The organism is Chryseobacterium sp. 3008163, from assembly GCF_003669035.1.
Lineage (GTDB): Bacteria > Bacteroidota > Bacteroidia > Flavobacteriales > Weeksellaceae > Chryseobacterium.
This window is the reverse complement of sequence record NZ_CP033070.1, coordinates 70,398-83,975: the sequence shown is the minus strand read 5'-3', so window position 1 is coordinate 83,975 and position 13,578 is coordinate 70,398. Positions and strand designations below refer to the sequence as shown.

11 protein-coding genes and 3 pseudogenes are annotated in these 13,578 nt (G+C 33.2%); 4 read left to right on the top strand and 10 right to left on the bottom strand.

The genetic code is table 11. From position 1 onward, the window contains the following. Positions 1-24 precede the first annotated feature (24 nt). Positions 25-2,181 carry an outer membrane beta-barrel protein gene (locus tag EAG08_RS00365; RefSeq protein ID WP_129533743.1) on the top strand — a complete coding sequence of 719 codons (2,157 nt, stop codon included), beginning with the start codon at positions 25-27 and terminating at the stop codon, positions 2,179-2,181. A 94-nt stretch (positions 2,182-2,275) separates the two neighbouring features. Here the strand turns inward: EAG08_RS00365 and EAG08_RS22520 are convergent, their stop codons facing one another. The 3 genes and pseudogenes from EAG08_RS22520 to EAG08_RS00355 form a co-directional block, all read right to left on the bottom strand. Then, positions 2,276-2,794, bottom strand: coding sequence for a cytochrome-c peroxidase (locus tag EAG08_RS22520; protein WP_262696865.1), 519 nt, complete (start codon positions 2,792-2,794; stop codon positions 2,276-2,278). 12 nt (positions 2,795-2,806) lie between these two features. After that, positions 2,807-3,264 (bottom strand): annotated as a pseudogene (locus EAG08_RS22515) (cytochrome-c peroxidase); the annotation flags it as partial. Positions 3,265-3,652: 388 nt separating this feature from the next. Further along, entirely contained in the window at positions 3,653-4,012 is a 360-nt protein-coding gene (locus EAG08_RS00355) for a response regulator (protein ID WP_129533742.1), read from the bottom strand. 712 nt (positions 4,013-4,724) lie between these two features. Between EAG08_RS00355 and EAG08_RS00345 the strand changes: the two are divergent. Beyond that, positions 4,725-5,524: pseudogene (locus tag EAG08_RS00345) on the top strand (Cof-type HAD-IIB family hydrolase). A gap of 17 nt (positions 5,525-5,541) precedes the next feature. Here the strand turns inward: EAG08_RS00345 and EAG08_RS00340 are convergent. The 6 genes and pseudogenes from EAG08_RS00340 to EAG08_RS00315 form a co-directional block, all read right to left on the bottom strand. After that, positions 5,542-6,519: a hypothetical protein gene (locus EAG08_RS00340; RefSeq protein WP_129533741.1), complete on the bottom strand. Its 978-nt coding sequence runs from the start codon at positions 6,517-6,519 to the stop codon at positions 5,542-5,544. Further along, complete coding sequence (locus tag EAG08_RS00335) at positions 6,492-7,598, bottom strand: hypothetical protein (RefSeq protein ID WP_129533740.1); 1,107 nt, start codon at positions 7,596-7,598, stop codon at positions 6,492-6,494. Before EAG08_RS00335 ends, EAG08_RS00340 begins: the two co-directional genes overlap by 28 nt. A gap of 55 nt (positions 7,599-7,653) precedes the next feature. Further along, positions 7,654-8,022, bottom strand: a complete 369-nt coding sequence (locus EAG08_RS00330) for a hypothetical protein (protein ID WP_129533739.1) — start codon at positions 8,020-8,022, stop codon at positions 7,654-7,656. 140 nt (positions 8,023-8,162) lie between these two features. After that, positions 8,163-8,926, bottom strand: a pseudogene (gene map, locus EAG08_RS00325) (type I methionyl aminopeptidase). Between the two features lie 183 nt (positions 8,927-9,109). Further along, positions 9,110-9,610: a hypothetical protein gene (locus tag EAG08_RS00320; protein ID WP_129533738.1), complete on the bottom strand. Its 501-nt coding sequence runs from the start codon at positions 9,608-9,610 to the stop codon at positions 9,110-9,112. After that, on the bottom strand, positions 9,607-10,197 hold the full coding sequence (locus tag EAG08_RS00315; RefSeq protein WP_129533737.1) for a class I SAM-dependent methyltransferase: 591 nt from the start codon (positions 10,195-10,197) through the stop codon (positions 9,607-9,609). The genes EAG08_RS00320 and EAG08_RS00315 overlap by 4 nt, the downstream gene beginning before the upstream one ends. 229 nt (positions 10,198-10,426) lie before the next feature. Here EAG08_RS00315 and EAG08_RS00310 point away from each other — a divergent pair, with 229 nt between their 5' ends. Further along, positions 10,427-11,560 carry a 1-acyl-sn-glycerol-3-phosphate acyltransferase gene (locus EAG08_RS00310; protein ID WP_129533736.1) on the top strand — a complete coding sequence of 378 codons (1,134 nt, stop codon included), beginning with the start codon at positions 10,427-10,429 and terminating at the stop codon, positions 11,558-11,560. On the opposite strand, the gene EAG08_RS00305 is transcribed toward EAG08_RS00310, so the two are convergent. After that, complete coding sequence (locus EAG08_RS00305; protein ID WP_129533735.1) at positions 11,557-11,787, bottom strand: hypothetical protein; 231 nt, start codon at positions 11,785-11,787, stop codon at positions 11,557-11,559. The genes EAG08_RS00310 and EAG08_RS00305 overlap by 4 nt on opposite strands. A gap of 321 nt (positions 11,788-12,108) precedes the next feature. Between EAG08_RS00305 and EAG08_RS00300 the strand changes: the two genes are divergently transcribed. Next, positions 12,109-13,578, top strand: a complete 1,470-nt coding sequence (locus tag EAG08_RS00300; protein WP_129533734.1) for an ATP-binding protein — start codon at positions 12,109-12,111, stop codon at positions 13,576-13,578.

Sequence of the window (13,578 nt, the reverse complement as noted above, 5' to 3'; positions counted from 1 at the left end):
TAATTGAAAAAAACTCAGTTTTTAATGAAAACTATATTAGCACCAATTATTTTATTAGCGGGAACTTTAGCTTTCGCACAAACAACAAAAGATACTGTACAGTCGAAAGAGAAAGAAATTGAAGCTGTTACGTTAACCTATAAAAAACCTACCGTAGAATCAAAAGTAGACCGTACTGTTTTTAATGTTGCCAACAGTTCTATTCTTGCAGGAAACACCACTTGGGATGTGTTACGGATGACCCCATTGCTGAGTGTTGATAATAATGATGCTTTAAAAGCCGAAGGCGAATCTGTAACCGTTTACATCAACGACAGAAAATCTGTTTTTACCGGAAAAGAGTTGAAAGAATATCTACAGACTATTCCTGCAGATAACCTTATGAAAATTGAGGTAATTACAAGTCCGTCTTCAAGATATGAAGCAACAGGTTCTGTGGTCAATATTGTTTTGAAAAAGCGTGATGACGAAGGGATGAAGGGCAGTATAACCTTTAATAACAGACAGAATACTCAAAATTCTCAGTACACCAATTTTAATTTAAACTATCATAAGAAAAAATTTACACAAACCCTTATTGGAAGTTATAGTGATAACACTTTTGTGCAGAAAAACTCTTTCCTGAACACTATTTATGAAAATAATATCGTAACAGATGGTTCTACAAATAGCGTCTATAAAGGGAAAAATCCTTCACTGTCATCTACGTCAGAATTTGAAATGAACGACAAAAATACAATGGGAGTAATCCTGGAATTGTATCAGGGGAAAAGAAATAACTCATCTGAAGCGGATGCGATAAGAACTGTGAATGGTGTCTTTGATCAATCTTATGACCAGGTTCAAAATTCTTCATCACTCAATCGTAACGTCGGAACCAACTTTTTTTATAAATATTATGACAAAGAGAAGAATAGGATTTTAGATATTAATTTTGGTGCTAATTATGACGGAGAATCTGATAATAGTTATTTCCTCAAAAATACAATATTTAGTGAAAAACCTTCCTCTGTTAATGAAATAGGAGTTCTGTCTGATGTTGAAAACAGAAACTATTATGCTAAAATTGACTACACACAGCCTTTAGGTAAAGAAGGTGGTAATCTTGAAGTAGGAGGTAAGATAGATTTTAATAATAATGTGATACCCAATGATTTGTTTGGGAATCAGTTAGATGGTCTCAGCAAAAGAGACGTTTTCCATTATGAGGATAATATCAATTCAGTGTATGCAAATTACTCTAAAACATTCTTTAAGAAATTAGAAACCAGATTTGGTATCCGATATGAGCATATCGATTACAAAATGCGTCAGGATGTCGCAGGAACTTCGAGAAAAGACTCTTATGGTGCTTTCTTGCCCAATATTTTGGTTAAATATTCTTTTTCCGACAAATATGATTTAAGCTTGACTTATAACAGAAATCTTTGGCGACCATGGTATTCGGAATTTAATCCGTTTATGCAGCCGACGAATGACGGATTTTACACCCGTGGAAACATAGATTTAAATCCTAATCCCAGCGACAGATTATACATGAAGTTCGGATTCTTAAAGAAATACTTTCTTTCTGCAAGATATATGTATACCAATCAGGATTATTGGACGGCATATCTGACCGAAGGTGATAAAATTATTTCACAGGAAACCAATTTCAGCGGTAAAGTGCATAAATATTATGTGTATGCCAATACGAATCAGACATTCTTTAAAAATAAATTGAATGTAAACCTTGGCTTTGGATGGAATTATCTCGATAACAGTGATTTTAATTCAAGAAACGGGCTTAATGAAGCTAGAGATTATCTGAGCTATTGGGCAGGATCAACCAATGTTTCTTATACCAATTTATTTAATAAAAATATCAATCTAAGTGCATGGGTAGAAGTTTCAAACCAAAACAACGGAAATTCCTTTGCAAACAGAACCAATGTTTTTCATAATATTTCGGCAACAAAAATCTTCCCTAAAACACAAATGGAAGTTAGCTTGCAATTGGTTAATATCTTCAGCAGACCCAATTTTGATTCTACCAGCTTTAACCAAATCGGAACTTTTAGAAATTCTACCCAATCTGACTGGTACGGTTTCTCACTTTCCTTTGTGAAAAGATTTGGAAATCAAAAAGTGAAAGAAAATACAAAAACCGATGTTGAGAAAAATAGTGGAGGAGGTAAATAACACAATGAAAATGATAACGGATGGTAAAATTTACTGTCCGTTTTTTTTAATGAATTTTAAATAAATACATTGAAATTCAATGAGTCTGAAAATTTTATTTTGGAAGTTCCGGCGGGGTCAATCTTTGGGTTTTAGTACTTAATGTTCCCAAAAAAGCTTCTAATTGAGTAATTTCTTTTTCGTTCAAATCTAAAAACTTCAGCATTTCAGATTTTTGCGATGTTAAAGTAATTCCTTCGTGAACGGTTGATTTTTTCTGAGATATTTCAGAATTTCCTTTGCTGTAAAAATTAAGAACCTCTTGCAAAGAAGTAAGTGATCCGTTGTGCATCCACGGACCTGTACGAGTCACCTCTCTTAATGTGGGTACTCTGAATTTACCTGCATCATTCGGATCTTTAGTGACTAAATATTTTCCTAAATCTTCCTGTTTTGAACCTAATAAAGAAGTTCCGTCATTTTCAAATTGATTGTTCGAAAAATATCCTGAGCTGTGACAGTTCATGCATTGTGCCTTGGTACGAAAAAGGTGCAGCCCCATCACCTCGTCATCAGAAAAAAGAGCAGCCTGCCCATCAATAAATTGATCAAACTTACTTTGAGGACTTATCAATGTTCTCTCAAAAGTTGCAATTGCTTTTCCTATCTTGTCTTTAGTAACCTCTTTACTCCCGAATGCTTTTTCAAAAGTACTTCATACCCTTTTATTTTCGCAATCTTCCCTGTGGCAATGTCAATATGCTGATTCATTTCTCTTAAATCTTCGATAGGGATGTGGGATTGCTTTTCTATGCTTTCAGCTCTGCCGTCCCAAAAGAGAGATTTTGCAAAAGCTATGTTCATTATGGTCATTGCATTTCGGGTGCCCAATTGGCGGTCGTGCCCAAAGGATAGGGTTCTGTTATCTGTCCAGCCTAATTCAGGGTCGTGGCATGAAGCGCAGGCAATTTGATTAGAAGCTGATAATCTTGGATCAAAAAAAAGGGTTTTGCCCAATACTACTTTATCAATCGAGTAGGCATTATCTTTCGGGAATTCCACTTTAGGTAAATGTCCTATATCAGAAAAATGAGGTATTGCCATCTCATCAAGTATAGGTTTTGGCCATTTTGAAGAGTCACCTGATGAATAGAGCTTTCTGATTTTATCAATGAAAGATTGGTCATGAGATATCTCCTTGTAAACATTGGTTTGCAGGCAGTTATTTAAACAGAAAAAACCAATGAGTAAAATCAAAATCCAGCTTAAGGCATTCTTCATTCCCAGATATTTTTCAGCAAAAATAATGATTCTAAAATTGCATCATGATTCTTTTCGTCGTTAATTTGTTTTACAAACGATTATTAAATTTGATTGATAAAAAAATTAATATCTCGAAATTAATTAGGATGATTTAAATAAAAGCTCCAAAGTCATTAAATTTTGGAGCTTTTATTTGTTTTGAGATTATTTATAAAGTAAAAATAATAACCTATTGAGTTGTCAGTTTTTCTATTTTCACAAGAACATCATCAATATCGAAAGGTTTTGGGATAAATTCATCTGCTTGGCAAGACTGAGTTACATTCTCAGCTTTAGCGTGTGCGCTGATAATCATTACCGGGATATTTGAGGTTTCAGGTACTTCTTTAAGCTGATTGCACAAATCTGTACCTAAACCATCCGGCAGCATAACATCCAAAATAAAGATATCGGGAACTACAGATGGGTCTCTGTTGTTGAATGCTTCCACAGTTGAGAAAGATCTTACGTCATAATTTTCGAATGACAGGAGCAACTGTAATGCATCTCTGATGCCTGTCTCATCTTCTACGATAAATATTGTTTTCATATACCGTTGCTTGGCAAAAACAAAGCCAACATATCACAGAGATAATAAAAATTTATAAAAATATTTTCAAATCATAGAATGATCTTGATAATGTAAAATCGGAGAAAAAAAACAAAAGGCAAAACAGTGAAGTTTTGCCTTTGTTAATATAAAGTGAAATGGTGTGGTGTCTATTTATAAGTAATTATTTGATTGGTGTATTTCTCTTGTCATTTTTCTTATTTCAAAGATAGATTCGTTTCGTTCAATTAGCAAACTTGTGCTGTCATGATTTATAAATTCTTACGTAAAAATTCTTTAAAACGGCTTTTCAGGATATTCAGGCAATGATTTTTTATTTTTAATTAATAGTTTCAATAAAAAATATTTAGGAAAAATTTATAAATAAATCCTTAAATCAAGTGAACTTTATATTGGTAATATTAAATTTCATCCGACGATTATCATTGTTTTTATAAATGTATTAAACTATCAATGTTCAGCTACATCATTCCTTTAGAAGAAACTGAAGCGAATGTTACACATCGAGCCGCAAGATATTATAAGTTTGATACTAAAATATATAAGAAGAACAACAATAAACTTATCAAATAAATTCAAACTGTTTTATTGTTAAAATAATGTTATCATTTCCTTTGATGGGCAATATTTCAGCTATTATCCACTATATTTGATATTTAAAGAATGTTTCTGCAAAGAAAATAAATGATTTATGAAGGATATTAAAATGATCGTGACAGATATGGATGGGACTTTTCTCAATTCAAAACATGAAGTAAGTCCGGAATTTCCGGAAATCTATGAAGAACTTAAAAAAGAAATATTCTTTTCGTTCCCGCAAGCGGAAGGCAGATGTTGGGAATTACCAAATATTTCGGAGACAAAGAAAATGAAATGGCTTTCATCGCTGAGAATGGCGGCTACATGATTTATAAAAATGAAGAATTGTTTGCTGATAAGCTGGAAGAACAATACGTTGAGGAAATTATCACAACCATAAGAGGAATTGAAGGAGCTACTGTGGTAGTTTCCGGTAAAAAGAGAGCTTATTACGAATCAACGAATCAAGATTTTATTGATTATATTGCTCAATTCTATACAGGAAATCAGTACGTTCAGGATCTTACGAAAGGTGTTGATGACAGCATTTTTAAAATCGCGATTTATCATCCCGAAGGTTCCGAAGAACACTTATATCCTACACTAAAACAATTCGAAAAATACAATCTTGAGGTTGTTGTTTCAGGCAAATTTTGGCTAGATATTATGAATAAAGATATCAACAAAGGAAATGCGCTTGAAAAACTTCAGAAAACATTAAATATAACTCCGCAACAGACCATGGTTTTCGGAGATTACATGAATGATATCGAAATGTTGAAAAAAGCAGAGTACTCTTACGCCATGGAAAATGCACATCCGTCGGTAAAAGAGGCAGCGAAGTTTGAGGCTTTATGCAACAATAACTTTGGAGTAATGCAAACAATAAAAACCTATCTTAATTCAAACTAAGATAGGTTTTATATAATTTAAATTAGATATTTTTTCAATCCTTCCATAATTCCCTGCCAAAGCATACTGAAAAAACTTCTGTCGGATTCTCGCTTTTTCTCAATCACTACGTGGTCAGGTTCACCTGTAGATTCGTTTTTCACAAACCAGTTGGCAACTTTTGAGAGAAGCTTTCTTTCGTTGCCTTTTTTATTCAGAAAATTCACATACATTTCATTGTACTTAAAGTAGAAATTTCCTGCAATACCTGCATTGGTTCCGTAATAATCAAATTTTAGGTAATCAATATTTCCATCTAAAGTCACGTTCAGATACGGTCGTACAAATAGATTTACATTTTCTGCAGAAAGCTTCAGGATTTTTCCGTTGATGGTAAATTTATCCTCCAGATTCATTACATCAAATTTCCAATTTACCTGAGTATCTGCTTTTCCGTAAAAAGCGAATCGAGCGTCAGCGTTAATTACGGTTGGTCTGCCTTTTATCTTTCCGTTGTTAACATTCGTGATATTAATTCCAAATTTGTCGAAAGTTAATTTCCCTGGAATATTACTGTTCTCAGCATTCTCTTCATATTCCAAACTAGAATTTTTGATGGCAACATTTTTTACAAACATCGGCATTTTCATTCCACGCAGTTTTTTGCTGAAGAGATATCTCGCTTCGGTATCATCGGGTGGTGCGAGATCATGATAAATATTACAGTCCAGACCATCAATATCAACCTTGCTGATGTCAATTTGTTGATTTTTAAATAATTTTGAATTAAAATCTGTAATTCCGATTTTTTTCACTGTAATCGTATACAGATCACTTTCTTTCGCAATCACTTTACTGAAACCTGCTCTCGAATATTTTGGAAGATATTTTAAATCTTTAATCTCCGTCTGTTTTCCGGAATTTTTCACATCACCTATTTTTAATGTGTAGTATTTTCCAGCATCCAAAAATACTTTCTGAGCAGTTATTAAATGACTTGAGAAATTGATTGGCAAATCTTTTTCAGCTGCTCATTGTTTGAAACAATATTATTCAGCTGAATATCAAATTTACCAACAGCTAATTTTTCTTTACCCAAACTGCTTTGTGAAATTTTACCATTTGAAATTTTAATGAAACCAAGTTTTGCATTGAATTCAGGAGTTTCAGATTTTCCTTTTTTCGGCTTCGATTTTTGAGTAGCAGAGATTACTTTAATGTCTGGAGTTTTAACTTCCAAACCGTCAAACTGAATATTCAGTTTCTGACCGATATATTTGGTTTTATTGTTGATGATTTTTATTTCATCTGTAGTCACATTAAATAAATCTTTATGAGCACTTTTTCCCAACGCAATCATCTGGAATTTTTCAACGATAATATTTGAATTACGGGAAGAAATTTTCTTAATTTTTAATGCCTGAAGATTGTTGGCTTTAAAATAAATATTGTCTGCTTCGATATCGTGATTGGTAAATCTGAACGGAATTTTTTCTTTCACCGTATTTTTATCAAAAACAATATTGGTCAGTTTAAAATTAAAGTTGTCAACCGAAGCCGTTTTATCTTTATTAGCCTGCAGTACAGCTATTTTACCCTTTTGAAAATCAATGTTTTTCAATCCGATTTTCATTTCAACTTCTTTTGGATTCTTATCTTTTTCTACAATGTTCTTTCCTGTTGATGTCACTTTCAAATCAGGATGGGTAAAAGTAATATCTGAAACAATCAGAGAATCTTTGCTGATATTAAAATCTGTTGCCAAAAGACGCTCAGAAGAAAAATCAAAGATATTTTTGGCATTGTAATTCTCAGGCTTCTGAATGGGCTGAAGATGAAATTTTCTTAAATCTAACGTTTTATTAGCCGCAAATATCTGATCTGCATTGATTTGATAGAATTCGTTGACACCAATATGAACTTCCTTGGCATCAATTTTAAATTCTTTGAAGGCTAAAGGAATTTTTGAATCATTATCGTTTTGCTCAATATCTTTTAGTTTGATATTGATGTTTTTCCCCATGAAGACGGGTTTCCCATCAGCATTCGTAATATCAGCGAAAACATTGCTAAACACGATGTTATTGATATGCAAATCTGTTTTTTTGTAGACTTTTTTTCTTTATCTGTCTTTGGAGCCAATTTAATTTTCACATCGGAATCCGACAGCAGAAACTGGTCGGCATGATACGATTTATTGAACAAAGCTTTCCAGATACTGAAATCATGAATTTCAATTTTTTTATCGTTCCTTGTATCTGTGTAATTTTCTTATCATTCGGATTTTTTGTAGAAATTTTCAGATCAGTTGCCGAAAAATCACCCGAAACCAAGCTCAAATCGAAGTTTTTCAATTGAAGTTGGTACGGTGTTTTTTTATTGATTAAATCTGGAAGCTTTCTTTGTAAAAAAAAGTTCAGTGCAAAAGGGAATACCGCAAAAATTATAACGATTACGACCGCAATTCTTATCAGCCATTTTTTGCGGTTACTTTTCTGGTTAGGCTTGTTTTTTTCCATCAGTGATTAGTTCAGATTTGTTAGCTAAACAAAACGTATTCCAAATCACGTAAATATCGTTATTAAAACAATTTATGGATTATAATTTTTTAAAAGTAAATAAAATTTAGTGAAAATTTAATTCAAATAAAAGATTAATCTTAATTAAATATTTCATTTTCTTGTGTAAGAATAATAGGTTTTCCGTCGGTGATCATGATGGTGTGCTCGTGTTGCGCCATATATCCGCCCTTGTCACCAACCATTGTCCAGCCGTCGTTCAGTTCTGTTGCATACGATGAGTCTGTCGAAATAAAGGTTTCAATAGCCACTACAGAATTCTTCTTGAATCGTCTTTGGTCAAAACGGTTTTATAATTCATCAGTTCTTCTGGTTGCTCGTGCAAACTTCTTCCGATGCCGTGCCCACCCAGATTTCTAATCACTCTGTAACCTCTTTTTTTAGCCTCGGTTTCCATCAAATGTCCTATTTCAGAAATTTTCACACCGCCTTTGATGTTACTGATCGCTTTTTTCAAAATTTCTTTGGAAGCATCTACCAATTTCTGATGTTGATGAATATCTTCACCAACGACAAATGAAGCGCCGTTGTCTGACCAATAACCATCGAGTTCTGCGGACACATCAATATTAATTAAATCTCCTTCCTTCAAAATTTTCTTCTCTGAGGGAACGCCGTGACAAAACTCATTATCAACACTGATGCAGGTGTGTCCTGGGAATCCGTAAGTTAAAAAAGGGGCAGATTTTGCTCCCAGATCCGATAAAATTTTTGCTCCATATTCGTCCAGGTCTTTGGTTGTCATACCCGGTTGAGCGTATTCAATCATCTGTTTTAAAGTAAATGCAACAGCATGACTGGCCTTCTGCATTCCGATTAATTCTGATTCGTTTGTTATTGACATTGTGTGTTTAGATTTTTTTAGTTTAAAATACTATGTACTAGATGATAATTATTACAATGACAGCTAAAAATTGAACTATAAAATCTCATCCCAAACCACAAAATTAGCAATTTCATTTTGCCTAATAAAATCCATCTGCTTTGTACTCGAAAATTTCAAATTACTTATGTATACTTTTATTTATTACCAAACATGAGCTAAATAAACAATGAGATAACTCAAAATACAAATGAAACTGTTTGTATTCAATGGTTTAAATATATTTTGTCTCGAGTTTTCATGCTTCACAAGATAATTTGCAATCGCCCAAAAAGCAACGGAGAAACCAATATCCCAAAAATCAAACCGTCCGTTAGTCAATTTGAACAGCTGAAAAAATTCTAAACCTATTGAAAATATTAACGGCAAAAAAAGGAGATTAATTTCTCTATTTCCGATTTTCAAGAATAAATTTTTAGATGTTAAGGTGATGCAGAAAACCCATAAACCTTCAGGCAACGAGTTGATGATGTGTTCGTTCAGTGTTAAATTACTAATGATACATTCTTTCAGCCCAAAGTATCTATCCAATGAAATTAACGAAATAAAAAGATCAGTAACCACCGTTTTTTCCGTTCGGTAAAATAGATAGATGAACAAGCTGATCGCTAAAGATACAATGATTAAAAAATATTTCTTTTTCACGACTTGCAGTAAATTAGAAGTTTAAAATATGAAAAAGTACCAAAATTAACCTCTTTCTCTAATCTGTACTTTTCTAAAGTTTTCAATTCTTCAGCATGAAAAACAGATTTAAAGTGAAATATTTTAGAGAAAAAATGAAAAGAGTAATCGACCAATCTCAGCCAGTTTTTAGGAGTAAAATGATTGAGAATGAATATTTTTCCGTTTGGTTTTAAAACTCTGTAGCTTTCTTCCAGTAATTTCTCAGGATTGTCTACGACAGCGATTGTGTGTGATAATACGATGTAATCAAAGCTTTCATCTTGAAATAGAAGGGTTTCTCCGTTCATCTGTAGCAGATTGATATTGCTTGGATTATGTTTTTTGGCAATTTCAAGCATATTCAATGAGGTGTCGATGCCTGTGATCCCATGAGTCTTGTAAAGAGGAAGATGAGCGCCGTTTCCAACGCCTATTTCAAGCAATTTCCCAAACGGAAGAGTATTGATTTCATGGAACAGTTTTCGTTTTTGTGGTTTTAAAAAAATATCTACCAAAGGGTAGAAAACTGAAAATTTATTGTAAAAATTGGCTGTTTGCTGACTCACTTTTTAAATTCATTTGGTTTTTTTAGACATTCATAAAACAAATACGAATTCACTTTCTGGAAATCTAATTTAATTAAAATACTTGAGTTGGAAAAAATGCCTTTGATGTTTTTAATTTTTTCAAAAAATAGAAAGGTATTCGTTACATACAAATGTCATTTGAACTTAGCAAGGACACGTCAATAATTTTTTGTTCTTTTGCAAATTGTTTTTAAACCTTAGAAATTCCATGTCGAAGTTTGATAATATCAGATCTTTTGATGACTGCGAAGTCAATGAAGCAGTGAAAAGTATAGTCCGCCATCCCATGATGAAAGCGCTGATGAATTTCACATTTCCTGAAACTGATGAAAAAATTTGGTCAGAAAATTTGAAAGAAACACATTCAATACGCGATTTTCAGAAGAATTTTATCTCGCATACCATTCGAAAAATTTTAGAAACGAGTTCGCAAGAGTTGACTCATTCGGGATTTGATCAATTAGATAAAAATACTGCTTACCTTTTTGTGTCTAATCACAGAGATATTATTTTAGATACCTCATTGCTGAATTTGATTTTATTAGAAAATGGTCATGTGATGACCGCTTCAGCCATTGGAGATAATCTGGTTCAACAAACGTTTCTCCACAAATTAGCGAAACTCAACCGAAATTTCTTAGTACAAAGAGGATTGCCGCTTCGTGAACAATTGAAAAGTTCAAAGCTGATGTCTGAATATATTTATCAACTTTTATGTGTGGAAAATCGTTCAGTTTGGATTGCCCAGCGTGAAGGTCGTACCAAAGACGGAAATGACTCAACGCAGCAAGGTATTCTAAAAATGCTTGCGATGGCATCCGAAGGAATTTCACTCGCAGAATTTTTCAAAAAGATTAAAATTGTTCCGTTATCGATCTCTTATGAATATGATCCAACGGATGTTTTGAAAATGCCCCAACTTTTAGCAAAGCATAAAGATGAAATTTATGTAAAAGCCAAAGATGAGGATTTCAATACCATGATGAGTGGAGTATTGGGTCAGAAAAAACGTATCCACCTTCATGCAGGAAAAGTTTTAGAGTCAGAATATGATGAAATTGCAGCTCAATACGACCATAAAAACCGACAATTACAAGCCATTGCGCAGGTGATTGATGATTCTATTATTCAAAACTATCAGCTTTGGCCAACGAATTTTATCGCTTATGATTTGCTTCATCAAACCCATCAGTTTTCTCAGAACTACTCCGATAAAGAAAAACAATTATTTGAAAGAAGGCTCGAAATGAGAATTGATATTTCAGACAATGTTTTAAAAGAGGGTTTTTTAGCGATGTATGCAAATCCGGTAATCAATAAAATGAAATCCGGAAAGATTTAATTATTGTCCTCTTTCTTAAAACTCACCACCTGATACTCGTTATCCGTGCAATATTTTTTACAGCTTTCATCATCGAAGGCTTCAGGATCTTTTGAAAAATCTTCAATATGTTTGAAACTTTCGTCAGTGTTTGCAGGAGTGATGACGATGTGATATAATTTTAGCAGAGATTCATCTGCATTTTCTAAAGATTCTTTTTTGTGCTGAACGGCTTCTTGGTAAGTCATGATTTCAATTTTTTTTAGCGAGAACATAGAACAAACTGTGCCAAATTTATTATTACAAAACCTTTCAAGCATAGTTTTATTTTAACGATTGATAATTTAAAAGGTGAATTACGAATTTAATTTAGTTCTTGTGGTATTGAAACTATTGAGAATGCATAGTATTAATACTTTATCAGTAAAATATTATATATTGTTAGTTTTCCTATTTTAGTATTTACGACGTAAATATTCCTAAAATAATCCTGTGTTTTTTAAAAATTTGTAAGTATTTTTGGTAGCTTAATAAAAGTGTAACCTGTTTACCAGATTATTTTATGTCTTATGATTTTAATTGTTGATGATAACCAAAACAATATTTTTTCGCTAAAAAAATTATTAGAGTCTAAAGACTTTCAGGTTGATACCGCAAGTTCAGGAGAAGAGGCCTTGGGTAAGGCATTGAAAAATAATTATGCATTGATTATTTTGGATGTTCAGATGCCAGGAATGGACGGTTTTGAAGTCGCCGAAACTTTTGCCGGATACAGCAAAACCAAAGAAATTCCTATTATATTTTTATCTGCCGTCAATACTGACAAAAGATTTATTACCAAAGGGTACAAGTCGGGAGGGATAGATTATGTGACAAAACCCATCGATCCGGATATTCTGATGTTAAAAGTAAAAACTTTCTACAATCTTCAGGAGAATAATCTTGCGATGAAGAAAGCTCAGCAAAGCCTGGAATTGGAGGTAAAGGGAAGAAGAGAAGCACAGGTTTCTATGAAGTCTGAAATTGATCACTTTCAACTTATGCTGGAAGCTTTACCGCAAATTGCATTTACTTTAAATGAGGATGGTATCGTCAACTTCGTCAACAGAAAATGGTTTGAATATTCTGAATCTGACCAGCATTTTCCCGAAACCCATGTTGATGATCTGAATATTGAAGAAGAGTTTCAGCGTTGCAGAAAAAAAGGAATGGCGCTCGAGTTAGAAGTAAGAATTAAAAATAGAAATACCGACGATTACAGATATCATTTGCTAAGAATGTCGCCTGTTTATCAGAATGAAAAATTAAAAAACTGGGTCGGAACGTTCACCGATATTGAAGACCAGAAAAAGGTGGAAAAAGAAAAGGATGAATTCCTGAGTATTGCCAGCCATGAACTGAAAACTCCTTTGACCAGTATTAAGGCATATATGCAGTTGCTGGATCGTAAACTGAAACGCAATACAGAAAATAGTGAAGGAGTTTTCGTAACTAAAGCTTTAGATCAGATAGAAAAGCTAAACACCTTGATTACTGATTTGTTAGATGTTTCTAAAATCGAAAATGGTAAGCTTAAAATCAATAAAAAACCTGCAGATTTAGAAAAACTGATCAATAATACGATTGATACGATTCTACAGACCAACGATAATCCGAATGTGAAAATTGACCGCCACATCGGAAAAATTAATCAACTTATTCCCTTTGATGCCATCCGTATCGAGCAGGTTTTAATTAATTTTTTAACCAACGCTATCAAATATTCCCCGGAAAACAATCAGGTGATCGTTACAACGTTTGTAGATGACGACGAAGTGAAAGTAAGCGTCACCGATTTCGGAATTGGGATTCCGGAGTTTAAGCAGGATGCAGTTTTCCGGAAATTTTATCGTGTTGAAGAATCATCAGTGCAGTTTCAGGGAATGGGCATCGGTTTGTACATTTGTTCTGAAATCATCAAGCAGCACCACGGAACCATCGGTCTTTCGAGTAAAGTAGAAGAAGGTTCTACATTTTATTTCACATTACCTTTAAATTAA

What these genes read in the sequence shown, in the direction of transcription:
- EAG08_RS00365 (WP_129533743.1), top strand. Translation starts at nt 25, where the DNA reads ATGAAAACTATATTAGCACCAATTATTTTATTAGCGGGAACTTTAGCT.
- EAG08_RS00355 (WP_129533742.1), bottom strand. Translation starts at nt 4,012, where the DNA reads ATGAAAACAATATTTATCGTAGAAGATGAGACAGGCATCAGAGATGCA.
- EAG08_RS00330 (WP_129533739.1), bottom strand. Translation starts at nt 8,022, where the DNA reads ATGGAAAAAAACAAGCCTAACCAGAAAAGTAACCGCAAAAAATGGCTG.
- EAG08_RS00310 (WP_129533736.1), top strand. Translation starts at nt 10,427, where the DNA reads ATGTCGAAGTTTGATAATATCAGATCTTTTGATGACTGCGAAGTCAAT.
- EAG08_RS00305 (WP_129533735.1), bottom strand. Translation starts at nt 11,787, where the DNA reads ATGACTTACCAAGAAGCCGTTCAGCACAAAAAAGAATCTTTAGAAAAT.
- EAG08_RS00300 (WP_129533734.1), top strand. Translation starts at nt 12,109, where the DNA reads ATGATTTTAATTGTTGATGATAACCAAAACAATATTTTTTCGCTAAAA.